This window comes from Pseudoalteromonas sp. BZK2, assembly GCF_014349195.1.
GTDB lineage: Bacteria > Pseudomonadota > Gammaproteobacteria > Enterobacterales > Alteromonadaceae > Pseudoalteromonas > Pseudoalteromonas simplex.
In genome coordinates this window covers 95,616-120,316 of the sequence record NZ_JACSOG010000013.1, presented here as the reverse complement: position 1 = coordinate 120,316, position 24,701 = coordinate 95,616, and the positions used below count along the sequence as shown (strand labels likewise).

The 24,701-nt window shown below is 42.3% G+C and carries 23 protein-coding genes and 1 pseudogene; 11 read left to right on the top strand and 13 right to left on the bottom strand.

From position 1 onward, the window contains the following. Nucleotides 1-139 precede the first annotated feature (139 nt). Nucleotides 140-2,254 carry an EAL domain-containing protein gene (locus BIZ38_RS10140; RefSeq protein ID WP_410445947.1) on the top strand — a complete coding sequence of 705 codons (2,115 nt, stop codon included), beginning with the start codon at nt 140-142 and terminating at the stop codon, nt 2,252-2,254. On the opposite strand, the gene BIZ38_RS10135 is transcribed toward BIZ38_RS10140, so the two are convergent. Further along, the gene (locus BIZ38_RS10135; RefSeq protein WP_228482643.1) at nt 2,251-2,457 is read right to left on the bottom strand and encodes a hypothetical protein; all 207 of its coding nucleotides are present in this window, start codon (nt 2,455-2,457) and stop codon (nt 2,251-2,253) included. The genes BIZ38_RS10140 and BIZ38_RS10135 overlap by 4 nt on opposite strands. A 208-nt stretch (nt 2,458-2,665) precedes the next feature. On the opposite strand from BIZ38_RS10135, the gene BIZ38_RS10130 reads away from it, so the two are divergent. Then, nucleotides 2,666-3,142: a DUF4234 domain-containing protein gene (locus tag BIZ38_RS10130; protein ID WP_138599010.1), complete on the top strand. Its 477-nt coding sequence runs from the start codon at nt 2,666-2,668 to the stop codon at nt 3,140-3,142. 69 nt (nt 3,143-3,211) lie between these two features. Here BIZ38_RS10130 and BIZ38_RS10125 read toward each other — a convergent pair whose 3' ends face one another. The 7 genes from BIZ38_RS10125 to yeiP form a co-directional block, all read right to left on the bottom strand. Then, nucleotides 3,212-4,531 carry a DUF58 domain-containing protein gene (locus BIZ38_RS10125; RefSeq protein ID WP_187490207.1) on the bottom strand — a complete coding sequence of 440 codons (1,320 nt, stop codon included), beginning with the start codon at nt 4,529-4,531 and terminating at the stop codon, nt 3,212-3,214. After that, nucleotides 4,528-5,511, bottom strand: coding sequence for an AAA family ATPase (locus BIZ38_RS10120; protein ID WP_054553208.1), 984 nt, complete (start codon nt 5,509-5,511; stop codon nt 4,528-4,530). The genes BIZ38_RS10125 and BIZ38_RS10120 overlap by 4 nt, the downstream gene beginning before the upstream one ends. Continuing rightward, entirely contained in the window at nt 5,508-6,656 is a 1,149-nt protein-coding gene (locus BIZ38_RS10115) for a DUF4350 domain-containing protein (RefSeq protein WP_187490206.1), read from the bottom strand. Before BIZ38_RS10115 ends, BIZ38_RS10120 begins: the two co-directional genes overlap by 4 nt. Continuing rightward, nucleotides 6,646-8,106, bottom strand: a complete 1,461-nt coding sequence (locus BIZ38_RS10110) for a hypothetical protein (protein WP_166341648.1) — start codon at nt 8,104-8,106, stop codon at nt 6,646-6,648. The genes BIZ38_RS10115 and BIZ38_RS10110 overlap by 11 nt, the downstream gene beginning before the upstream one ends. Next, entirely contained in the window at nt 8,096-9,046 is a 951-nt protein-coding gene (locus BIZ38_RS10105) for a stage II sporulation protein M (protein WP_187490205.1), read from the bottom strand. The genes BIZ38_RS10110 and BIZ38_RS10105 overlap by 11 nt, the downstream gene beginning before the upstream one ends. Further along, nucleotides 9,043-9,771 carry an RDD family protein gene (locus BIZ38_RS10100; RefSeq protein ID WP_187490204.1) on the bottom strand — a complete coding sequence of 243 codons (729 nt, stop codon included), beginning with the start codon at nt 9,769-9,771 and terminating at the stop codon, nt 9,043-9,045. The genes BIZ38_RS10105 and BIZ38_RS10100 overlap by 4 nt, the downstream gene beginning before the upstream one ends. Before the next feature lie 145 nt (nt 9,772-9,916). After that, nucleotides 9,917-10,489, bottom strand: coding sequence for an elongation factor P-like protein YeiP (yeiP, locus tag BIZ38_RS10095; RefSeq protein ID WP_054553213.1), 573 nt, complete (start codon nt 10,487-10,489; stop codon nt 9,917-9,919). Nucleotides 10,490-10,679: 190 nt separating this feature from the next. Here yeiP and BIZ38_RS10090 point away from each other — a divergent pair, with 190 nt between their 5' ends. Then, entirely contained in the window at nt 10,680-11,066 is a 387-nt protein-coding gene (locus BIZ38_RS10090; protein WP_054553214.1) for an MmcQ/YjbR family DNA-binding protein, read from the top strand. Between the two features lie 13 nt (nt 11,067-11,079). Here the strand turns inward: BIZ38_RS10090 and BIZ38_RS10085 are convergent, their stop codons facing one another. The 5 genes from BIZ38_RS10085 to fadI all read right to left on the bottom strand — a co-directional run bounded on the left by BIZ38_RS10085 (nt 11,080) and on the right by fadI (nt 16,065). Next, nucleotides 11,080-11,610, bottom strand: a complete 531-nt coding sequence (locus BIZ38_RS10085; RefSeq protein ID WP_054553215.1) for a GNAT family N-acetyltransferase — start codon at nt 11,608-11,610, stop codon at nt 11,080-11,082. A 112-nt stretch (nt 11,611-11,722) separates the two neighbouring features. Further along, nucleotides 11,723-12,025, bottom strand: coding sequence for a helix-turn-helix domain-containing protein (locus BIZ38_RS10080; RefSeq protein WP_054553216.1), 303 nt, complete (start codon nt 12,023-12,025; stop codon nt 11,723-11,725). 5 nt (nt 12,026-12,030) lie between these two features. Continuing rightward, complete coding sequence (locus tag BIZ38_RS10075) at nt 12,031-12,381, bottom strand: type II toxin-antitoxin system RelE/ParE family toxin (protein WP_187490203.1); 351 nt, start codon at nt 12,379-12,381, stop codon at nt 12,031-12,033. Nucleotides 12,382-12,529: 148 nt separating this feature from the next. Then, entirely contained in the window at nt 12,530-14,755 is a 2,226-nt protein-coding gene (gene fadJ, locus BIZ38_RS10070) for a fatty acid oxidation complex subunit alpha FadJ (protein ID WP_187490202.1), read from the bottom strand. Beyond that, entirely contained in the window at nt 14,755-16,065 is a 1,311-nt protein-coding gene (gene fadI / locus BIZ38_RS10065) for an acetyl-CoA C-acyltransferase FadI (protein ID WP_054553218.1), read from the bottom strand. The genes fadJ and fadI overlap by 1 nt, the downstream gene beginning before the upstream one ends. 335 nt (nt 16,066-16,400) lie before the next feature. Between fadI and BIZ38_RS10060 the strand changes: the two genes are divergently transcribed. The 8 genes and pseudogenes from BIZ38_RS10060 (at nt 16,401) to BIZ38_RS10025 (ending at nt 24,628) form a co-directional block, all read left to right on the top strand. Beyond that, complete coding sequence (locus BIZ38_RS10060; protein ID WP_054553219.1) at nt 16,401-17,357, top strand: AAA family ATPase; 957 nt, start codon at nt 16,401-16,403, stop codon at nt 17,355-17,357. Nucleotides 17,358-17,360: 3 nt separating this feature from the next. Beyond that, entirely contained in the window at nt 17,361-18,305 is a 945-nt protein-coding gene (locus BIZ38_RS10055) for a DUF58 domain-containing protein (RefSeq protein ID WP_187490201.1), read from the top strand. Nucleotides 18,306-18,307: 2 nt separating this feature from the next. After that, nucleotides 18,308-18,748 (top strand): DUF4381 domain-containing protein, encoded by a 441-nt coding sequence (locus tag BIZ38_RS10050; protein ID WP_187490200.1) that lies wholly within the window; start codon nt 18,308-18,310, stop codon nt 18,746-18,748. After that, nucleotides 18,741-19,727: a vWA domain-containing protein gene (locus BIZ38_RS10045; protein WP_187490199.1), complete on the top strand. Its 987-nt coding sequence runs from the start codon at nt 18,741-18,743 to the stop codon at nt 19,725-19,727. The genes BIZ38_RS10050 and BIZ38_RS10045 overlap by 8 nt, the downstream gene beginning before the upstream one ends. 1 nt (nt 19,728) lies before the next feature. Continuing rightward, nucleotides 19,729-21,606, top strand: coding sequence for a vWA domain-containing protein (locus BIZ38_RS10040; protein WP_187490198.1), 1,878 nt, complete (start codon nt 19,729-19,731; stop codon nt 21,604-21,606). After that, nucleotides 21,600-23,252 (top strand): BatD family protein, encoded by a 1,653-nt coding sequence (locus tag BIZ38_RS10035; protein WP_187490197.1) that lies wholly within the window; start codon nt 21,600-21,602, stop codon nt 23,250-23,252. Before BIZ38_RS10040 ends, BIZ38_RS10035 begins: the two co-directional genes overlap by 7 nt. Before the next feature lie 78 nt (nt 23,253-23,330). Beyond that, nucleotides 23,331-23,879: pseudogene (locus BIZ38_RS10030) on the top strand (sigma-70 family RNA polymerase sigma factor); the annotation flags it as partial. Beyond that, nucleotides 23,879-24,628 carry a DUF3379 family protein gene (locus BIZ38_RS10025; protein ID WP_187490196.1) on the top strand — a complete coding sequence of 250 codons (750 nt, stop codon included), beginning with the start codon at nt 23,879-23,881 and terminating at the stop codon, nt 24,626-24,628. The pseudogene BIZ38_RS10030 and the gene BIZ38_RS10025, both read left to right, overlap by 1 nt. Nucleotides 24,629-24,701 lie beyond the last annotated feature (73 nt).

Sequence of the window (24,701 nt, the reverse complement as noted above, 5' to 3'; positions counted from 1 at the left end):
TTAAAGTAATGCATTAATGACAAAAATAATAAAAATGATTTCTGCTTTTTTAACAATAAGTATGGCTGGGGTTTTTTCTGCATCCGCCAGCCCCATAGAGCTTGAACAGAGCACATTGTTGCTTATTCCAAGTGCTATCATGATGCTGTTATTGCCATACTTATTATTCATAATTTTTAAACTAAAACGCTCTCGACAGCAACTTCGTATCTCAGAACATCGTTTAAAAAGTACCGTAGAAGGTAGTGGTGACACCCTCTGGGACTGGAATATTAAAACCGGCGAGGTGCTACGAATTAATGATAAATACACTTCAGATACAAATAGTAGCAGCGGCTTTCCCCCTAATCGCGAATTAATTCACCCACACGACTTACAACACGTCGAAACAGCCCTTAAAAAACACTTCGCCGAGCATACCGCTTTTTTTGAAGCGAGTTACCGCATTAAAGACAGCTTTGGTCGTTGGCACTGGGTACTAGATCGCGGCAAGATCATCGAAAAAGACGCAAACCTCAACCCTTTGCGTATGACTGGCACTGTAAGAGATATTTCTCAGCTGAAATCAACAGAAGCACGTTTAAACCTATTCGCTAAATGCGTTGAATCGCTAACTGACGCCATCGCTATTTACGATAAAAACTTCAAATTGGTTGACTTAAACCCAAGTTTTTTAACACTATTTGGTGGTACACGAGAGCAATACTTAAAGAAAGATTTTACCTTAAATGGCTATGACCAAAGCTATGTAGATGAAATTAAAGCCACTGTAAAAGCGACAGAACACTGGCAGCAAGAGGTAAAACTTCGCAATGCGAAAAGACAGCTGTTACCAATTGAAATTTCAATTGATGAAATCAAAAATGAGCACAACCAAATATGTAACTACGTCGTTGTTTTTTCAGATGAAACTGAGCGTAAAAAAGCAGAGTCACAATTACATAACTTATCAAACCGTGACCGTACAACGGGCTTACCTAACCGAAACTTGTTTTTCACCAACCTGAAAAAGCTCGCTAAGCAAGATAATCATCACGCTTTGTTAGTGTTTGACCTAGATAACTTTAAGAAGATTAACGACTCTCTGGGTCACCAACTTGGTGATAGCTTATTGTCTAAGCTTGCGATGCGCTTGAATAAGTTAACCCGCGAAAAAGATGTGTTTTATCGTCTTGGCGGGGATGAGTTTGCGCTCGTAATGTCGGGCACCAACGATATTCATACTATCACTCGCATGGCTAAACTCTTTTTAGCCGCAATTGCTACACCTTTTAATATGGCAGGCCATGAACTGGTGATCACCTCAAGTGTCGGTATTGTGCTGTTTCCTGAAGATGGTAATACCCCCGAGTTATTACTTAAAAATGCGGATACAGCCATGTATCACGCTAAGAAAAAAGGTAATAGCTATCTGTTTTTCAACGACACAATGAACCGTGAAGCGGTTAAACGCTTACAAATCGAAAATTTAATGCGTTACGGTCTAAAAGAAGACCACTTTGAAGTGTACTACCAGCCAAAAATGAATATTCGTACAGGTAAACTAGATGGTATGGAAGCCTTGGTACGCTTCATTACCCCGAAAAAAGGTGTAATTAGTCCAGGTGTGTTTATTCCTATTGCTGAAGAAACTGGGCAAATTATCGAAATTGGTGAAGTTGTTTTAAACAAAGCATGCCGCGATGTAAAGGCGTGGATTGACCAAGGGTTATTCAACGGTCGTGTTGCAGTGAACTTATCCGCTAAACAGTTCAGCTTGCCCGATTTAACCACCCGTATTGATGTGATTTTGCAAAAGAATGAACTGCCCTCTTACTTCCTTGAACTTGAGATCACCGAAGGTACGGTTATGGACGACCCAAACGAAGCTATTTCTGTCATGCGCTCACTCAGTGCCCGAGGTATTCACCTTGCAATGGATGACTTTGGTACAGGCTACTCATCGTTAGCTTATCTAAAACAGTTCCCGCTTAATACTTTGAAAGTTGATAAAGCCTTTATTGACGACATGCAAACAGAACGTGGCCGGAATATGGTCGACTCGATTGTAACCATTGCTCATAACCTTGATTTACATGTGGTTGCAGAAGGCGTTGAACAAGCCGAACAAGTCATGATGTTAGAGCAGTTAAAATGTCAGACGGTACAAGGTTACTATTACTCAAAGCCACTATCACAGCCAGAATTTACCGCCTTCTTACAACAGCAACTCGATAAATCTGCGCCTAGCCTACTAAAAACAGCAAAAGCTTAAGGTCGCCAGCCACACGATTGATGGCCAACGTGACGCACAAATGCGCGGCGGTAGTGCATGTTAAATAAACACCAAGCAACAGGCCCAAGCACACCGCCTAACAGCATCCAGCGCTTTACCGGCATTCCTTTAGACAGAGACTCTAAATACATCACCAAAATAAATACACAACTCAAAAAGATAAATAACACACAGCACCTCATAAAAATCAGCGGCAGTGTACATAATTTCCGCAAGCTTTAAAACTTCACTCATGCTATAACCTCTATAAGGCTTATTTATACTGGCCTTTATGTTACAAAGCTTTACTTTCTAGGCTGTTGAAATGATGTACAAAAAGCAACCTCACTGTTATTATCGATGCGTGCTATCAGCACAAAGGAATATAAAAAATAATTATGAGGAATCGTTATGTCTGAAGAATCAGCTAACATCTATGAAGCACCAGAAGCTGAGCTTACTCAGCAAAACAACGGTGGTAATAAACCTATTTTAAACTTTGACCGCTTCTCTGCTTGGGGCGTGTTCTTTTTATGTCTTTTCACATTTGGTATCTATAGTGTTTATTGGTTAGTGAGCCGAACTAATAAAGCCAATGCATTAGCAGAAAACCAGATAAGCCAAGGCTTAGTTTATGGCTATGTTGCTTTGTACATTGTGAATATTGTGTTGTCTTTTGCAGGAGTTTCACCTGAAATTGGTGGTATTGTATCACTGATTTCGTTTGTTGTTGCCATTGTATTAATTTTCTCTCTTCGTACATCGATTAAAGAGTTAATTAATGAAGGTAGCAATGAACCAGTTCATTTAGGTGGTATTTTAACGTTTTTCTTTAACGTTATTTATTTCCAATACAAAATTAACGAAGCTATTGATAATCAAAAATAATCGTTTCGTTATTTAATAAAAAAGGCATTGAATTCAATGCCTTTTTTATTGCCAGTTGCTATTAGGGTTTTACAATGCCCCGGAGTGCTTCACATTTAAATAGGTGTTAAGCACATGCGGTAGCAGCTGTTCAGGGTTACAATCTATGGCTATTACACCTTGTTTTTTCAGCTTCGCCATATTGGCTTTATGTGAATTTAGTAGAGCTAATGCTGCACAGTAACTGGTTGCATCTTCGTACTTTTCAATAGGCTCATCGAGCACCTCATTTACAGCACGGTTATTAATATTAATAAGTGCCACTAAGTGGTGTTTTTGTAATAGCTTAATTGCAGGCATTAACTCATCAATGCTTTGCTCATCAAGGGTGGTAACTAATAACACTAAAGAGCGCTTACTGCGCTTGGCGATTAATTGGTTCACAGCCACTAAATAGTCACTGCTGCTCTTATCTGGGTATAGATCATAAAAGTGATTCATTACCCGTGATACATTCTGTGCGCCTTTAACATCGGGTAACCAGCGCAGGCTTTGGTTAAAGCTTTGCATGCTAAACCAGTCACCTTGCTTTAAAACTGTATGCGACAGCAGTAACAATGCATTTAAAGCATGATCAAAGTGGCTACCTTCATTGGCTTCGATGGCCATTTTTTTAGAGGCATCTAGCATCACTATAACATGTTGGTTTTGCTCTTCTTGATACTCTCGAGAAATGAGTTTTCGACGCTTACTAGTCGCCTGCCAGTCTATTTGTCTAACACTATCACCTTGGCGGTATTCGCGTAACTGCTGAAACTCAATACCATCACCGCGCTTTTTAGTGAGTTTTAACCCTGAAATAGGCTTATTCACTACGCCATTTAAATGCTGCTTTGAAGTCACACGGCTAAAATCGGGATACACTTTTAGTTGAATCGCTTGCGCAGCTAGCCAGTTTGTTTGCCAAAGGCCAAATGGCGACCCAACTCTAAGTTCAATGGCACTGATCTGCGCATCGCCTCGCTTGTGAGCGCGTAATGTAAAGCTCTGCTTTGCTTGTTGCATTGCATCAATAAACACCTTTTGCTGTGGCTTTTGCAGCTCAATTGCATTGCTCAAATGAACACTGACATCTAGCATGGTCGCATGCTTCGCTTTGTTTTTAATCACTATCTGCAAGGGTTGGCGTCGATACAAAGCCATGTTGAGGTTCGTTTGTGCGCTTACTTCAAGTAAAGGCTCTGACTTTGCCGCCATATAATCGAAAAATGCGACCAATAAAGGCACTAGGAGCAAGGCCGTTAACACTAAGCTGTCAACCGATGCAATGGCACAGACAAACAACAATAACAGCAACAAAGCTGTTAATTGTACTAAGCGTTTTGCAGGTCTATGCTTGATGCGATTCATGAGCGCGGCGCTTCAACACTGGCTAAAATGGCATTGATCACTTCATCAAATGACACTCCTTCCAGCTCCAGATCAGCCGATAAAATTAATCGGTGCCTTAAAATATTCACTGACACTGACTTCACGTCATCTGGGGTTACAAAGTCACGACCATTCATTAATGCCATTACTTTTGCGGCTTTAATAATATTAATTGAGGCACGTAACCCTGCACCGTGCAACACGCCCTGCCAAGTTCGTGAACTACGCACGATATCAACGGCATAATTAAGTATTTGTTCGTCGACTAAGATATCTGCACAAAGCTGTTTAATTTCCGCAATACGCTTAGCATCTAATACTGCTGGCAGCTGCTCTACTTTGGTTTCATTAGACACAATTTGTGTATTCAGTTTTAAAAGCTCAACTTCCGATTCATGAGAAGGAAAACCAAGCTCAACTTTCATCATAAAGCGGTCTAATTCAGCCTCTGGCAGTGGATACGTCCCCTCTTGATCTAATGGGTTTTGAGTCGCTAATACCATAAACGGTGAATCAATAGATAATGACTCCCCATCAATGGTGATTTGTTGCTCTTGCATCACCTCAAGAAGGGCTGATTGCGTTTTTGCGGGTGCACGGTTGATTTCATCAGCCAGTAAAATATTAGTAAATGCTGGGCCTTTTTTGATATTAAATTCACCTGATTTCATATCATACAAACTATGACCAACAACATCTGAAGGCATCAAATCCGGTGTAAACTGCACTCGCGAAAAATCTACATTTAAGCTTTTTGCTAATGCTCTAACCAGTAGCGTTTTGCCAAGCCCTGGAACCCCTTCAAGTAACACATGACCACCCGCAAAGAGTACCGTAAGCACATCTTCAACAATGGCATCTTGACCGACTAACACACGCGAAATGTTATGCTTTACTTGTTTTACTGCATCAGCTGCCTCAACTAAGCTCATGCGATTAGTGTCTAATTCCGTGCTCATAAGGCATTCCTTAATTGTTTAAATCGTTTTATATATTCTGTTCGTTGTTCTTTTGACTCAGGCAACTTGCTCGCAAGCAACTCTGCCACCTGTTGTTTTTCAAAATGAGTTAAATTAGCGATGATCTGCGCCTGTTTTTCAGCACTGAGCATTTTAAAATTAGGTACTCGCGACTCAACTTTGGCGTAAAAATCTTTTTCTAGAGCAGTAAATAACACGGCTTCGTGACCATGCTCAGAATAAAAGTTTGCTACTGCTCGAATATGCTGATTAAAGCTGGTTTTTACATCGAAGTCAGGAGCATAAGAGCGGCCGATGCGACTACTGATGTGCCATACTGCAAGCACAATTAATAACAGCAACGTCACCACACATTGCCAGCTCCAGTGCCATAATTTGGCAAACCAATTTGGGTAAGTCAGGTAAGGGACATAGGTTACTTTTTTAGCCCCTTTACTTAACCAAAGTAATAAGCTGCCATGATCAAGGTGGCGAAGTCGGTAATTAGTAAAAGGTAACAGCGATGGCATCACAATGACCCGACCTTGACCAAACGCAAAGTCACACATCAAGGTGTCGCCGTTATCATTATTGGTATTCACACCGGGGCAGTTTTCAATAAAAAAGGCACGGCTTAGCTCAAGGTCAAGCTGAGTGTTTTCATCAATTGAGAGCGTACTATTTTTATGCCCCTCTTTGAGCATTGCAAAATCATATTCAAAGACATCTTCTTGGCTTTCTACATTAATACCAAGCTGACTAAAAAATACGGTGCTATCAATTGCCAGCTCATCACGTTGCCTGTTTAATACATAAATCAAGCGTCCGCCTTCAGCGACCCAATCAGCCAGCTGTACATCTAACAGGTAAGAATCAGCAAGCACTGCCTCATCCAAAATTAAGATACTTTGCGGGTCTATGTTTAACTCATCACTTTGTGCTTGCTCTGCCAAGCGCTTGTTTTTATTCCAATCGATACCATTGGCTTTAAGTAGCCGTTGAGCCATCGTAAAGTTATCTTTTGCGACATCACTATGAAAGCCAATCTCTATTTCTTTTTTCTGCCAATCTAAAGAGGCAATACCCGCAATAACAAATAAGCTAAACAATACGAGCGCCGCAATAAGCACAACCTTAAGCTTCATGGGCTTGCTCCTTAGTCTCTGCTGTCATAGCTGTAATTTGCTCAATCAGCTCGATAAAGTCGATATCAGGGGTTTTATGGCCCCAAGCGACCGTGACCCACGCAGAAAATAAGCGAGCAAAAATTGCTTGCCCTTGATTTGGCACCCTAGCATCAATTGCACGTTTACATTCGCGCTCAGTCATCGAGCGGTGTAAGCGCACTTCATGTCGTTGCTGCGCCCAACTCAGCGCATGATGAAGCAAATACGCCAGCGCCAAGCGGTGCTGCCCTTGCTCAAAACACTGCTTTGCAGCAGCAATTAAATCAGTAGGTAAATCCTTACTTTTAATTTCTGCAAATAAGGTTGGGATCACTGGCTGTTCATTCACTTTACTGCGCTCAGGCAAGCTTAAGTTGGCAAAAAAGCCACGTTTTTGCATCAGGTAATACACTAGCCAAATAACTAATAAGCCGACCAATACCCAAACTAACACGCCAAACACTTCACCAATGGCAGTAAATACATCGATAAGCCAAGACCAGTCACTATCTGATGAACTCGCTTTTGCTTCGATATTTGGCACCCACGTAGTCTCAGTTTCGATGACATTAGGCTCATTATAAAGAGCAGTAACTTGCTCTTTTACCGCTTGCTTATCGATTTGCTCTGCATAGCTTGTTGATGGTTGCAGCGTAAATGTTGTCAGCAGAAGAAGTGCTACAGCACTGACTACGCCTGCAAGACGGGTGCGAATATTTTTAAATGCCAGCTCGATATCCCAGCCCTCTAGTTCAACTCGGCGGTGTAAATATGCAAGGAAACCGCCAGTAACAAAAAGCGGCGCCACTAATGAAATACTGAAGATATAAATAAAGTTAAACGCTATCTCAACCCAGATTGGCGCTTCAAAAATTTGGTACATGGCTTCTTGTGCAGAGAATGAATGGGGCACAAGTGCAATTGTCAGTGCAGATATTCCCATCAATAAGATAAACTCAAAATGTACACAAAACAGCATCCACAATGTCTGCTTAGGCTTAGTTGAAGCAAACAACACCTGCTTACGTTTGGTTTTGCGTTCACCTGATAGTCGTTCAAGTTGCTCTACGGGGGCTAAAAATGCTCTATTAGGGCTGAGCCTAAAAACGGTTAAATGCGCAAGCATATCAGTCATTTTTAACTGCTTGAGTAACTTTAAGCTACTCATTATGCTGGCTGGCTGATTGAAAACCGCTTTTGACATGTAATCAAGTAATGGTCGCTCAAATACAGGTTTAAGCCACCAAACAACAAAGCCGCCTATGCCCCAGTTTACTAGAAAACCAACAATTAAAAATACGGGCACGGCCATCATCAAATACAAAGAGACCAATGCGACAGCATGCTGCTTAACTAGCAACACTGTTAAATCAAAGGTTTCGTAAGCACTGCGCTTGCGAGGATTGAAGCTAAGACGATTAAGCTCCATAGCGCATTCCCCTGTACAAGCGAAAAATGACATAAGCCCAACAACCGCTGCCAACTAAATATTTAATTTCGTTAGCAATATCACGGGGTGACCAAAATGCTTCGATAAAAGCGGCGATGACTAACATTAAAAATGCGCCAACAATCAGTGGAAGTGCTTTTTGTGCAGCCTGTTTCATCGCATATGCGCGAGTATACTGCCCAGGATTTAACAAGCCGTAACCTATTTGACACCCGGCCGCTGAGGCAATGATGATAGCGGTTAACTCAAATGAGCCATGGGTTATTACAAATGAAAAAAACGGCCCTTCAAACCCAACATTGACAATGTGAGCTGCAACGGCACCAAAATAAAAACTATTGAACAACAGGAAAAAAGCTGCGCCAACGCAGAACAGTACGCCACCTGCAAACATCTGAAATGCAATGCCAATGTTATTGTAGATATAGACCCCGAACATCATTAGATCTTGTGATGCGCCACGCTCAGCCGATTGAACGCTACCACTAGGGTTATACATTTGTTCGATATTAAGCACTGTCCCTTGCCCTAAAAATGTATAAGCGGCATCAGGGTCAATTGTCACCCAAATAAAAGCAACTAAGGCCAATCCCCAAAATGCCAATAAGTTAATGCCAAGCATTAAACGATTTTCATACAGTGCACGTGGAAATGCCGTGCGGGCCACATGCCATATTTCAGAAAATTGATTGCTTCGAGATAAATAAAGGCGCTTTTGTCCTAATTGCACCAGCCTGTTTATTTGCTCAATCAACACTGGGCTGTATTGACGACTTTGCGCAATGGCTAAATCATTACAGACTTTGCGATACAAGTTAGGGAAATTAACAGGTAAAGACTTTGCACTATTTTGCTCGCAAAGCGCTTCAAACTCATCCCAACTGACACTATTTGATTTTACAAATTGAGTTTGCTTCATTGCTTACCCTCCTGATGCGGGTAATCGTTATCGTGTTGAACTTGACCTGCAAAGTGGCGTGCGTAACTAACAAGCTGCGCCTCAATCTCATGCTCTGCGGCAGAAAAAGGAGTAGCTAAAATAGCTGCCAACTCACGGCGCCTTGCATCAGATAGTTCATCATGACGCTCTGCAAAAGCAAGCACCGCTAATTGCTCTTCGGTGGTTAAGCTAATGGTAGGAATATGCACTTCTCCTTGTGATAATTCAGGTCGCGTTGCTAACTCATCATCATAAATGACCATAGTGCCTGCAGCCCAATCACCAATGCGTTTAAAACGGTTGTTAAACAACATAACCACAAGGCCTAAGAAATAGCCTATAGGTAGCATATCGGCTGGACGTAGTAAGTTACGCACTACAATTTGCGAAAAGCTCGCTGGTAAGCCATTGTCTTGCACAACACGGATTTTAAGGCGTTTTTTACCCGGCGTTTGGCCACTTTCCATTTCAAACAGGATGTTATAGCCCCATGAAATTAAAAAGTAAGCAATTAAGATAAGCCCCTGCCCTGCATCACCAAAGAAGGCCAATACAGTACCAACAGCAAGTAGAACCAAACTACGGATAATAAAATCGATAATGTAGGCATAGCTTCTGGCAACAACGCCAGCGGGAGTAATGGCGATATCAACGCCTTCAGGGAGTTTGATGTATTCTCTGTTTTCCAATCCGTGGTTCAACATTAATCTACTACTGATAATTATTATTGTTTTCGTAAGCCGATAATAATGCGCGTTTTTCGTTCCTTTTTCAATGAATTTTGTAATGAGCGAGTTACTAATAAAGCAAAAAACCGGCAAAAAACCGGTTCTCTAATGGACCACAGAGTTATTTTTCTGCGCGTCCCATAAATTTTTGTTCAACGGTGTTGATACGAATACGGTCACCTGTTGAAATATGCTCAGGAACTTGAATCGTTAAACCCGTTGTTAAACGTGCTGGCTTTGAACGTGCACTTGCTGAAGCGCCTTTGATTGAAGGGTCTGTTTCTTCAACAACAAGCTCAACACTTGATGGTAAATCTAAGCCAACTGGTGAGCCATCAATCACAATCACGTGAAGGCCTTGAGTTTCTTCATTAACGAATAAAATCTCTTCGCTGATCGCTTCTTTATTAAGGTTATATGGCGTGTAGTCTTCATTATCCATGAAAACATACTCTTCACCATCAATGTAAGAGAACATTGCTTCGCGACGAATGAGATCAGCAAGCTTTAACATATCGCTGTCTTTAAATGTTTCATCAACTTTACCGCCTGTTACCACATCGTATAAACGCATGCGGTATAAACTGCCACCAGCACGACCTTGTGGTACAGAACGTTGAATATCTTTAACTACTAAAACACGGCCGTTATGCTCGATAGCGGCGCCTTTTTTAACTTCACTTGCCTTAGGCATGGGTGTATTCCTATCGTTTTTTGATGACAGAAATTTACCACGTAATAGCTTTTGTTCAATAAAAATTTACAGTTTAATCTCAGAGCCTTTATTTATATTATTTTTCAGCAAATTATAACGATAGTTGTCTCCAAACTACGAAAAAGCTGCTATGTTTATAACTACGAAAAATGACTTCAAGGATTGGATCATGAATCAACACACAGTACACGAGTATTTAATGAAAAAGCCATTGGTGATGATCACCCAACCATTTGGCCAAGATGTCGACGTTTACAAGGTGAATCATAAAATGTTTGCTACCCTTGCCGAGGGCAAAGAAGGTCAAACTGACGATGAGGGAAACCTTGTATGGTGGCTAAATCTGAAATGCGATCCAGATGAAGCCCAAGCACTGCGTGATATTTTCCCGTCGGTGATCCCGGGTTATCACATGAACAAACGTTTATGGAATACGGTTATTTTAGATGGCACCGTACCACAGGGAGAGATTGAACGAATGATTGATAATTCGTTTGATTTAGTGGTTGCGAATATGCCAGAAAAAGACAGAAAAGCAATTGAGCTTCATCTGTAAAATTGCGCACTGATCACGCTCTGTGATCAGTGCAACTTAAATGAAAATGATGATCGGTATACAAAACACCGCCAATAGCATACGCATCTAGTTGCTTATCGACTAACTGAAAACCACATTTCTCAAGTACTTTTTCTGAACCGATATTACCCTCGGTGACAACCGCTTTAAATTCACGCACAGCATGCTCTGATTTGGCGTAATCAAGCACCGCTTGCAAAGACTCTGTGGCATAGCCACGACCATGAAAGTTAGGCAGTAGCAAATAACCAACTTCTTGACTATCTGGCACTGTTGATGAAGTAAACCCCGTCACACCCACCTCTTTACCCGTACTGGTTTCAACAATAACTAAACAAAGTGGTGAATTCGAATTTGGCTGCCAAGGCTTTAAACGCTCATTAAACTTTGCTCGTAGTTGCGCCTCTGAGGGCTTATCGAAGCACTTCTCTATCACTTGAGCATCATTATGCAAAGTATAAAACAGCGGCCAGTCATCGGCATTTAACAGCCTTAATGTTAATCGCGCAGTGGTGAGAGTCATGGTGATTAATCGCTTTGTAAATAAACCTAGTTATAACAAACTGATTTCGTGAGTTAAATACCACTTATGGCCAATATAGAAGAAAAGCCCACATTTTTTAGACTTAACTTAGTTATACTTCAAAGCCAAAATGACTCCCGTCCGGGAGCTCAACATCAAGTCTTAAGGTACCCCCAGCAGCTTCAACATAGCGCTTTAATGATGATAATCTAACGTCACGACCTGGTTTCTCCATGTCAGATATCGTTGGCTGCTTGACGCCAAGCTCTTTCGCCATCTCACCTTGTGTTAGTTTCATATGTTCACGAAGCTCTGCTAAATGAATATTAAGAAGCATATCTGACGCCGCTTTCTTAGCTTTGGCTACCACTTCTGGTTTTTCATTCGCCAATAACTTTTCCAGTGTTCTAGCCATTATATTTACCTCTTTTCTAACTTATCTAGGTGAGCCGAATATTCACTATCAGCTATCGGGATCATTTGCTCATAAAACCTTTTTTCATTTGAGTTTTTATTACCCGCACAGAGAACAATCGCTTTTCGATTTGTATCAAAAGCAAAAAAAGCACGTATCGGAATCCCTTTACTTTGAATCCTTAGCTCCTTCATATTACTAAAACAAGAACCATACACTGTATCTGCATAAGGTCTTGCTAGCATAGGACCTCGCTCCTGAAGAACCAATAAACACGCAAGTACATTAGTTCGGTCTGTGTCATCTAAGGCGTCAAACCAATTATCGAACCTGTCGGTTGTTTCAACTAACCACATATGAGTCCTCCTTGACCATAGATTTAAATCTATATAGATAATAACATATAGTCAAGATTTAATCCGCTCAACTTCTAACCAAGTTCGAACCAATAAAAAAGCCCCACTCAATGTGAGCAGGGCTTTTAAAATTAACTAATTTAAAGAATTAGCTTTTAGTCGTTTCTGTATCAGCATCTTCTGACGCTTGCTCGTCTTCAACCACCTCTTTGGTTAATTCAACCGGATCGACAGGAGCAGCTTCAACTACTTCAGGCTCTTCGCTTTCTGCTTGGTAAAAACGATCACCCTTTTCAGCCATTGCTTTTAACGTATCGCAAGGTGTGAAAATTGGGTTGTAGTTAGCAAAAGTCGCCATTTCTGAGCTCACTTTTGCTGCACCCAGTTTATCCATATAGCTAAATGGACCGCCTAAGAATGGTGGGAAACCAATACCAAAAATAGCACCAATATCACCATCACGCGGGCTTGCAATAATGCCATCATCTAAACAGCGCACCGCTTCATTTAGCATTTGCGCAACACAACGTTTAGCAATTTCGCTCTTGTTTAAACGAGGTGATGGCGTAACACCAAGTAGCTCGTAAACTGACTCATCCACTTTTTTATCTTTCTTGTCGTAAAGATAAAAACCACGGCCAGTCTTACGACCTAAACGCTTAGAATCGATTAAGCGATTAAAAGCGTCAGGTGCTTTAAAACGCTCGCCCAATTCTTTTTCAAGGATTGGCGCAATTTTAGAACCGATATCAATCCCTACTTCATCAAGTAACGCTAAAGGCCCAACAGGGAAACCAAACTCAACCAATGCTTGGTCAATCTTTTCAATTGGCTCACCTGCAAGCAGTAAATTAGCCGCTTCATTGACATAAGGCGCTAAGATGCGGTTTACATAGAAACCAGCCATGTCTTTAACCACAATCGGTGTTTTACCTTGCTTACGGGCAAAGTTAACAACGCGTGCGATAGTTTCTTCAGACGTACCAGCGTGTGGAATGATCTCAACAAGTGGCATTTTCTCAACAGGTGAGAAGTAATGCAGACCAATTACATTTTCTGGGCGCGCTGCATCTGCAGCAATTTGTGCAATTGGTAATGATGAGGTATTACTTGCAAAAATCGTGTTGTCTTGGCATTCACGTTCTACATCAGCCACCATACCTTGCTTTAAAGCAAGATCTTCAAACACCGCTTCGATAACGATATCAATGTGTTTAAAGCCGCTGTAATCGGTAGTACCGGTAATGCGGTTCATGGTTTGCTGTAGATCAGCTTTAGATAAAATACGACGCTTTTGCTTTTTATCTAAAATCTTATAGCTGTAGTTCATTGCATTGCTAATGCCCTTTTCAGCCACATCTTTAATGCGCACTGGAACACCCGCTTTTACAGCACTAACATGGGCAATACCCGCGCCCATGAGGCCGCCACCTAAAACTGCCGCTTTAGCGATTGCTGGTGCATCATCATTACGCCACTCTTTTTTCATTTCGGTGGTTGCAAAGAAAATACCGCGTAATGCTTTTGACTCATCACTCATTACCAGCGTGGCAAAACCTTCAGCTTCAGTTTTGTATGCTTTTAACTGATCAAGTTCAACACTTGCACGAACCGCTTTAATAATGGCTAAAGGTGCTGGGTAATGACCGCCTGTTTTCTTCAGCACGTTTTCTTGTGCTTTTTTGAAAATAATATTGCGGCCAAATGGGTTCGACTCAAGTAATTGGCTTAAACGATCTAACTTAGGTTTAGTAACCTTCGCCTTACCTTTAAGAGCAAACTCTTTAGCAACATCTAGCAATACGCTATGTGGTACACAGTCATTTACTAAGCCTGTTTTCTTCGCTTGCTTAGCACGCACTTGCTTACCTGTAAGCATCCACTCAAGTGCTTTTTGCAGGCCAACTAATTTTGGTAAACGTTGAGTACCACCACCGCCAGGCAATAAGCCTAACTGGACTTCTGGCAAACCGAGCTTAGTGATATCGCTGTCTGAACACACGCGATAATCACACGCTAAAGCAAACTCTAAACCGCCACCCAATGCAGCACCATGAATAGCACTTACTGTTGGGAAAGGCAGTTTTTTCATATCAAAAAATGCTTGCTGACACATTTCGCTTAACGCTAATGCATCTTCACGGCTATTGGCGCTATCAAGCATTTTAATATCAGCACCGGCGATAAAGTTATCGCTTTTACCACTGATAAATACCATTCCTTTTACTGCTTGCGCTTGTGCGTCTTTGAGTAAGGTTTTTAAATCTTCTGCAAAACTGCTGCGCAGGGTGTTCATTTTCTCACCCGGCACATCAATGGTTACAACGGCTACGCCGTCATCAGCCACTGATAAACTAAATACTGAATCTGTCATTACGCACTCTCCAATACAAAGGCTGCGCCTAAGCCACCCGCTGCACACGCAGTAGTAAGCGCTAAGCCGCCACCGCGACGATTAAGTTCATGTAAGCTTTGCGTGATCAGGCGCGCACCTGTTGCCGCAAATGGGTGACCGTATGCAAGTGAGCCACCTAATACATTGAACTTGTCCATGTTTATTTCGCCGATCGCTTTGCTGCGACCTAGCTTTTCTTGTGCAAATTTATCTGACGCAAACATCTTCATATTAGCCAGTGTTTGCGCTGCAAATGCTTCATGCATTTCGATTAAATCTAAATCAGCTAATGTGATACCAGCTCTATCTAGGGCAATTGGCGTTGAATGCGCCGGACCCATTAGCATATCTTCATGTACACCAATTGCTGAGAAAGCAAAACTGCGTACATAACCTAGAATGTCGTAACCCAATGCTTTGGCTTTACTCTCACTCATCATTAATACCGCAGCCGCCCCATCAGTTAATGGCGTTGCGTTAGCTGCGGTAACTGAGCCGTGTTGACGGTCAAACACTGGTTTTAATTTCGCGTAGCCTTCAACTGTTGAGTTATGACGAATGTTATTGTCTTGCTCAATAAAGCTCTTATAAGGTGCTACATGGGCAGTCATTACTTCGTCTTTCAGTTTACCATCTGCCCACGCTTGGCTTGCAAGGGTGTGTGAACGATGCGCTAAAGCATCTTGATCTTCGCGGCTGATGCTGTGCGTTTTCGCCATTTGCTCTGCTGTTTGACCCATAGATAAACCAGTAGAGTACTCAGCGACCGCAGGCGGAACCGGAAGTAAATCTTTTAAACGTAGTTTAGAGAAAATCTTTAATCGCTGGCCAAGCGTACGTGCCTTGTTTAAATCAACAAGGCTACCGGCTAATTTTTTACTAACACCAATTGGTAATACAGATGATGAGTCAGCACCACCGGCGATACCTACTTGCACTGAACCTGCCATAATTGACTCGGCTACGTTAGCAATGGCTTGAAAACTTGTTGCACACGCACGCGAAACAGAATAAGCATCAACAGAAACAGGCATACCCGTACCTAATACGATTTCACGGGCAATATTTGGCGCTTCTGGCATTTGCACTACTTGTCCAAATACAAGTTGGTCAATTTCAGATTTATCAAAGTTAAGTCGTTCAAGCATTTCGTTGACAACTAACTTACCCATATCAAGGGCTGGTACATGATGGAATGCTGTGGCTTGCTTCGCGAATGGCGTTCGCAGGCCGCTAACGATAGCGATACGATCGCCTTTTGCTGTTTTAAGTATATTTTGCTCAGACATTTATGCTCTCCCGCTGACAGGTCTGACCTGTTTGTTTTTCCTGATTCTAAAACAACCCGTGTACGAATGCCAATAGTAAGTTTTCAACCATAGGCTTTTTTCGGCCTATTTACAAAAAAACACCGTATTTATATGGTAGGCTAAAAATCCTTAAAAAATAACGAACTATTTGAGGATTTTGTGTCTAACACTTGTGTTATAACTTTTGAATCCTTATAACTTGTTAATAGCGCCCACCACGGTACCGCGCAAATAATTTATCGGTACTGAATATAACGCATTGGCGCATAACAAAAACAATTTTTGACTCACGCTTTTAGGACAGTCTTTTTATTATGGCAGTTAACGCATTTTCACAATTAAAATCATATCTAGACACGCAAATTATCGGCCAACCACAATTAACTCAAGCACTGTTAATCGCAATTTTGGCAGATGGCCACTTATTAGTTGAAGGCCCTCCGGGTCTTGCGAAAACGCGTGCTGTCAATGCCTTAGCAAAAGGCGTTGAAGGCAGTTTCCAACGTGTACAATTTACCCCAGACTTATTACCTGCAGATGTAACTGGTACTGATATTTATCGCCAGCAAACCAGTGAGTTCGTATTTGAAAAGGGTCCGTTATTTCATAACCTAATTTTGGCAGATGAAATAAACCGTGCTCCTGCTAAAGTGCAATCAGCCCTACTAGAAGCCATGGCTGAACGCCAAGTAACGGTAGGTAAAAACACCTATCCACTGTCTGATCTATTTATGGTTATGGCAACCCAAAACCCGCTAGAGCAAGAAGGCACTTACCCTCTGCCAGAAGCTCAGCTTGACCGCTTCTTATTGCATTTGAGCATTGATTACCCGGGTGCTGAACACGAATTAGATATCCTACGCCTAACCCGTGGCGAGGCTATTTCTGACAAGCAAGCAACGACACAACAAATTAGTCAAAGTGAGTTATTTGCTGCCCGTAAAGCCATATTAGGTTTGTATTTAGCTGAGCCGCTTGAGAAATACCTAGTACAGTTAATTGTTGCCACTCGTGAAGCAGCTGAGCTTGATGAGCAACTTGGTCGCTGGATTGAATATGGCGCAAGCCCACGTGCAACCATTGCCCTTGATAAGTGTGCCCGCGCGCATGCTTGGCTTGAAGGTCGTGACTTTGTTGCCCCAGATGATATTCAAGCAGTGCTGCATAATGTATTGCGTCACCGTATTATCTTAAGTTACGAAGCACAGGCCGATGGCATCAGTAAAGACGATGTGATCAGCCGTATTTTAGAATTGGTGGCAGTGCCATAAGCTATGTCGAGCCAATTTGATCCAGCGGCGTGGTTAGCAGCGAGTCATAGTCAAGGCGTCAATTTATCACTCAAAGAGTTGATGTATTACAAAGCCAAAGCTCGTTTGCTAGAACTTGCGCCCAAAGTAAAAATCAAAAACAGCTTGGCTGGGCAATACCTTGCGCCTCACAAGGGGCGTGGTATGGAGTTTGCCGAGGTGCGCCATTACCAAGCCGGTGATGACATACGCTCTATCGACTGGCGTGTTACTGCACGGTCTGGCGAAACCCACACTAAGCTGTTTCAAGAAGAAAAAGAACGCCCTGTTTTTGTCTTTACCGACTTTTCTAACTCGATGCTGTTTGGCTCAAAGTTACTGTTGAAGTCAGTGCAAGCAGCGCACATCAGCGCACTGGTTGCTTGGTCGGCGTGTCAACGAGGTGATCGCATCGGTGGTTTGGTGTTTAATCAGCAAGGCCATCACGAATTAAAACCGACCTCTCGAGAAAAAGCCGTGTTAAAGCTGTGTCACAACTTATGTGATATTCACAGCCAAGCTCTGACTAATATCGATCAAACAGCCACCAGCTTATTTAGCGAAAACCTTAAACGTCTTAATCATTTAGCAAAACCAGGAAGCTTGGTTTATATCGTTTCTGATTTTAGTGCCCTTGATGAAGCCAGCTTCAAACAACTTGAAATGCTGAGCAGGCACTGTGAATTGATTGGCTGCCATATTAGCGATCCGTTCGAGCACCAGCTACCTGCTTTTAAACAAACGGTGACCGTGTCTGCGAATGGCCAAGAGCTTGCGTTACCGCTAATGGATAAGCAATTTCGCGAGCGCTTTGCTAAGTCTGCCGAAGCGTCGTTTTCTAATAGATTAAAACGCTTACAAAAATCTGGGCTTAGTTTAATTTCATTCAGTGCAGCCACGCCTCTTGAGCTGCAATTAGTGAGAAAGTAACAATGCAAAAAAATCCGCTAGATGGCTTACATGATGTCATTGCACCGACCGAGGTTGCATGGTGGCCACTTGCTCCAATTTGGTGGCTGATCATCGCCTTAGTTGGTTCGTTATTAATTATCGGCTTAGTGCTTTTATATAAAAACCAGCAGTTTAAAAAAGCCAAAAAACAAGCCATTAAATTAAGTAAAACCCTTAGTGATGATAATGCGCAAGAGCTGCACATTATTTTAAAACGCTTAACTCGTCATTATTACAGCAGTCAGCTTGCTTCTCAGCCTTTGGCTAAGTGGTCAGAAAGTTTATCTAAACTCAGTGGCGACAACTTTAGTTACGACGAACTAATGCCGCTTTATCAACAACAAAGTAATAATGCTGAGCTCGGGGCTAAATTACGCAGTGCTATTAGCAACTTTAAACTCAAGGAGCCAATTAATGTTTGAGTTTAGTTGGCCATGGTGTTTTGTGCTTTTACCTCTGCCTTGGTTATTAAGCCGCTTTATGCCGTTAAAGCAGCAAGGGCAGTTACGTTTACGTATTCCTGGCTTTGCTAAGCTTGGCTTAAATAATCAAGCAGTACAGCAACATAGCCGCAAAGTCTCATTGCTCGAGTGGCTAGTATGGGTTCTATTGGTTGTCGCTATTGCAAACCCAACTTGGCTTGATGAACCTATCACGCTGCCTAATGAAGGCCGCGATATTATGCTGGCGGTGGATTTATCTGGCTCGATGACAGAGCAAGATATGGCCTATCAGAATCAATATGTTGATAGGCTTACCATGGTAAAAGCTGTACTCAGTGATTTTATCGAGCAGCGTCAAGGTGACCGCCTTGGTCTTATCTTATTTGGGGATACCGCATTTTTACAAACCCCCCTTACCCGTGATGTTAAAACGGTGAGCCAAATGCTCAGCGAAGCGCAAATTGGCCTAGTAGGTAGAGCAACAGCCATTGGTGATGCGTTAGGTTTATCCGTAAAACGTTTTGCTAATAAAGATGAAAGTAACCGTATAGTTGTACTATTAACCGATGGTCAAAACACCGCCGGTAACCTTGATCCTGAAGATGCCCTGCTGTTAGCCCGCGAAGAAGGCATTAAGGTATATACCATAGGTGTTGGCTCTGATAACCCTCGTGGTTTCAGCATATTTAATGTGGGTGGGATGAGAGGCGGTAACTTAGATGAAAGCCTACTCACGCGTATTGCCGAGCAAACCGGCGGCTTATACTTTAGAGCAAAAGATGTGGCTGGCTTACAGCAAATTTATCAAGAGCTCGATAAGCTTGAGCCAATTAGTAGCGATGAACAAACGTTCCGCCCACAAATTTCATTGTTTTATATTCCACTGCTTGTGGCGCTAGGCTTAATAAGCATAGCAATGCTCGTCAGTTTTATTCGCCAATTTAAGCAGGAGAGCTAGTATGGATTTTGAATTTATTCGCCCTGCCCTACTTTGGTTATTAATTCCCGCGCTGATTATTTTTAGTGTGCTGTTGGTACGCAACAAAAAAAGCGCCCCCGCTGATTTAATTGCGCCCCATTTGGCGCAGTTTGTAATGAGCGACAATCATAAAAAACAAAGCCAACCGCTTTGGCTAGTTGCTGTATTTACTCTTTTAGCCATCGTTTTTGCAGCAGGTCCAAGCTTTGAAAAGGAACAAGTTCCGGTGTTTCAAGCAAAGAATGCGCGGGTCATTGTGATGGATATGTCGTACTCCATGTTCAGTAACGACATCGCACCAAGCCGATTAGTGCAGGCTAGATTTAAAGCACTTGATATGATTGAGCTTTTCAAAGAAGGTGATACGGCATTAGTGGCTTATGCAGGCTCTGCATTTACTATTTCACCGCTAACTAATGATGCTAGCACTTTGGCTAACCTTATCCCAAGCCTAAGCCCTGATATCATGCCTAGCAAAGGTTCGAATGTTATTGAAGGCCTAGAAAAAGCAGACGATTTACTTAAACAAGCCGGCTATTTAGATGGTGATATTATTTTAGTCACCGATGGGGTTGATAGCCTAGATCAAGAAGATATTAGCCGCTTTACCGCTCAGTCTAGTTATCGTTTAAATGTCTATGGCGTCGGCACAGAGCAAGGTGCGCCAATTAAGCTACCAGAAGGTGGCTTTTTAAAAGATATGCAAGGACAGATTGTGATTCCGACGCTTAATGTTAGCCGCTTAAGTTCGCTTGCGCGCAACAGCGGTGGCAAATTCGCACTGTATCAAACCAGTAATCAGGATATTCAAACATTTGCCCCCACTGCCAATGCAGAAGTACTCAAAGATGAGAAACAAAGCCAAGCATTATGGCGAGTTGATGCAGGTATTTACGGCCTGATTATTTTATTGCCGTTAGCGCTCTTTTTAATTCGCCGTAGCAGCTTAGTGTTTGGCTTTTTGTTTGTTATGCTTCTACCTCAGCAACAGGTTTACGCTGCTGAGTTACCAGACGTATTTAAAAACCAAGACCAACGTGCTCTTGATGCCTATCAGCAAAATCAATTTGAACAAGCCGCCCAAGCACAAAACACACAACTTAAAGGCGCAGCTCTTTATCAGCAAGGTAATTACCAAGCTGCTATGGATGCGTTTAGTGAAGATAAATCTGCAACGGGTTTGTATAACTACGGAAATGCCCTTGCTAAGGCCGGTGAGCTAGAGCAAGCCATAGAAGCGTATAAGCAAGCCCAACAGCTTAAAAATGACTTCACTGAGGCAAAAGAAAACCAAGCCCTCGTTGAACAGTTATTGCAGCAGCAAGAGCAACAACAGCAGCAACAAGATCAACAGCAAAACAATGATCAACAAAACTCTGATGGTCAGCAAGATAACCAACAAAAGCAACAGGGTGAAAATTCACAGCAAGGTGAAAACTCTGAGCAGAGTGAGCAGCAAGATGGCCAACAACCTTCAGAGCAAGGTGAGCAATCAGATCAAAAAGGTGAGCAAAGCGAGTCTAATAGTGACCAGCAAAACAAACCTGAAATGGAATCTGAAAAAGACACGTCGTCACAATCTGGAGAACAACAGCCAGAGCAAGCTCCTGAGCAACAAGAGGCCCAGCCACAGCCATCGCAAAGCGATGAACAAGCTAAACAGCAAGCAGAGCAACAGGCTATGCAAGCACAAGCTGCTGAACTGACCAATGAAGAGAAAGAAAAAGCCCAGCAACTTAACCAGCTGCTGCGTAAAGTTCCCGATGATCCAGCGATCTTATTAAGAAATAAAATGCAATTAGAAGCACAAAAACGAAACTACCAACGTCGTCCACGAGGAGCCGAAAAATCATGGTAATGCGATTATTATGTTGTTTATTGCTAATCGCGGCAGCGCCGCTTTGGGCTGCCACCCAGTTACAGGCAAGTGTTGATAAAAATCCTGTCCTTGCCGGTGAGTTTTTTGTTTTAACCATCTCAGCAGACGATTCTATTAACAGCGAACAACCAGACACTTCGGTGCTATTAAAAGACTTTGTTGTAGGGCCAACCAGTGTCAGCTCACGTACTAATATTATTAATGGTGAAATCAGTAAGCAAACTAACTGGTCTGTAAAGCTGATGACCCGCAAAGAAGGCACTTATACCATCCCTGCCTTTACTGTTGCCGGTGTCAGTTCAAAACCGATTGAGCTAACGGTGGCTAAGCGCAGTCAAACCTCAGAACAAAATAAAGAAGCCTTCATAAAAACAAGCATCAAGCCAACTAGCTTATACGTGCAAGAAGCCGGTGTTTATACGGTTAAATTGTATTTAGACAACAACAAAGAATTGCTGGATGGCAACTTAACTACGCCAGAAATGGAAAACGCTGAGCTAACCCCAATTAACAAACAATCTGAAGACTATGAGTTAATTGATGGCAAACGCTATTTAGTGATCACTCGCGAGTACTTAGTGCAGCCACAAAAAAGTGGTGTAAATACTATTACGGCACCTGTGTTTAATGGCCGTATTCGTCAAAACTATCGCCAAATGGCTGTCTCAGCGATGGGCGAAGATGTTGATGTTGAAATCAAGCCAATCCCAGATAACTACACAGGTGCATGGCTACCAAGCGAACTGGTTAACCTTGATGAGCAATGGCAACCAAAAGACGACACCGTTGAAGTTGGCACCCCTATCACTCGCACCATTACTTTAACTGCATTGGGGGTTACTAAAGAGCAACTTCCTGATATCGATATGCCACAGGTGCAAGGCTTTAGAAGCTACCCTGATGAAAAAGAGAGTAACCATCTGGTACGTGATGGCCGTGTTATTTCTCAGCAAACAGCTTCTTATGCTTTATTACCGCAAACACCGGGCACTTACACATTGCCTGAAATAAAGCTGCCTTGGTTTAATACTAAAATCAATCGTATTAGCTATGCGACCATACCTGCTCGTACATTAACCGTTGTGCCAAGTACAAACCCACTCACACCCACAGCTCCTGCTATCGCGGAGCCACAAACCGCAAGCTCTAATGAACTGGGTGATGCGCCAACTAATATGCAAACGGTCACAAAAGTCACGACCCCTATGTGGCTTATTATCGTGGCAGTGGTCGGCTATGGACTTTGGCTAATCACCTTAGTGCTTTACTTTAATAAAAAGCGTCCTCAGCAACCGACAGCTGAGCCATTACCTACCAGTGGTTCATCAGCATCGTTAAATGAGCTTAAGCAGTTTGCAAAACAAAACAATAACTCTGGGTTTTATAACGCATTGAACCACTACGCAAAACAACAGACTGGTAAAAATGCTGCGGCCATCGAGTGTTTACTAGCATCACTGAAAAACACACAACTTAATGATGAAATTGCTAAATTACGCACTAAACTTTATAGTTCAGCAGATGAACAGGTTGATTTAAGTTTAATCGTCAGCTTGCTAAGCCAAGCCGCAAAGCAAACTAAATCAACAAGTAATGACACTGAATTAAAGAGTCTTTATGATTAACTATTAACCTAAATAGTTGAAAATAAACGGCTAATCTTGAGTTAGCCGTTTTTTTAAGAAAAAAATAATAATCTCAGAAAGTTTTTTTCTGATAGGCAGGTCTTAGTTACTATGACAGAAAAACAAAAGCGATATGAAGCGCTGGTTCATGTCTACCACAGTGAGCTTTTTCGCTTTGCGTATTGGTTGTGTCGTGATCAGAACATTGCTGAAGACTTAGTGCAGGAAACCTTCCTGAGGGCTTGGCGTGCCTTGGATTCACTGCAAGATCAACAAGCAGTTAAACCTTGGCTGTTGACTATTTTGCGCCGCGAGAATGCACGCCGCTTTGAACGTAAACAATTTGATTACGCCGATGTTGAAAACGACACCCTTGTAGATGAACAAAGTTCAACCCTTGATGCTGAAATGGAACAAACAGTGATTCAACGACAAATAGGAAAGTTATCACAAGAATATCGAGAACCATTGCTGCTGCAAGTGGTAATGGGTTGCTCTGGCGATGAAATCGCCGAGATCCTCGATTTAAATAAAAATACTGTCATGACACGACTTTTTCGTGCCAGAAACCAGCTTAAAGAGGCTTTAAGCAGTGATGATGACCAACTTAGAGGAGCATCAAATTAATGGATGAACTCGAGTTTCGCCGCCGCATCCTCGCCGAGCCAAGCACTATTGATAAGGAACTTGAAGCGTTTGCCGAGCAGGACACAGATAAACAGGCGTTTATTGATGATGTACGTGCCTTTGACGATGAACTAAGCAAAGCACTTAACATCCCCGTGCCTGAAAATTTAGCACAGCGAATTATTGATAATACATATAGTTCTGAAGAAGAAAGCGCTGAGCAACCGCTAGACACCATTGTTGAGGCTAAGTCGCGCTTTGCCTTTAATCGACTGTATTTAGCCGCTGCAGCGTCATTTTTAGTGGCAATTAGTGTGTTTTTTGTCAGTAACAAACAACATACGTTATACAGTGTGGGTGAGCATGCCTTTGCGCACCTTTACCATGAAATTGGCTCGCTAGATAAACATGAAGCAATAGATCTTGCTTCGGTAAACGAAAAGTTTGCCACCATTGGCGGTCACTTAGATGAGCTACCAGGTAAAGTAACCTATTTAATGTTTTGTGATTTTCAGGGTAAAAAAGGCCTACACTTGGTATTTGAGTCAGATTTTGGCCCAATGACGGTATTCATTGTGCCTTCTGACGAGCAACCATTTGGCACCGGCTCTGATGATTTCAATGATGAGCGTTTCGCAGGCCACATCAACCGAGGCGATCGGGCTGATACTATCTTAATCGCGAGTATTGGTGCGCCACTTGATAGCTACAATAACATGATCAATGACGCCATTCGCTGGCTGCACTAATACCTACTCGTAGTAACACATATTACAGGCATAAAAAAACCGCAGTCACTGCGGTTTTTTTATCGCTATAAAG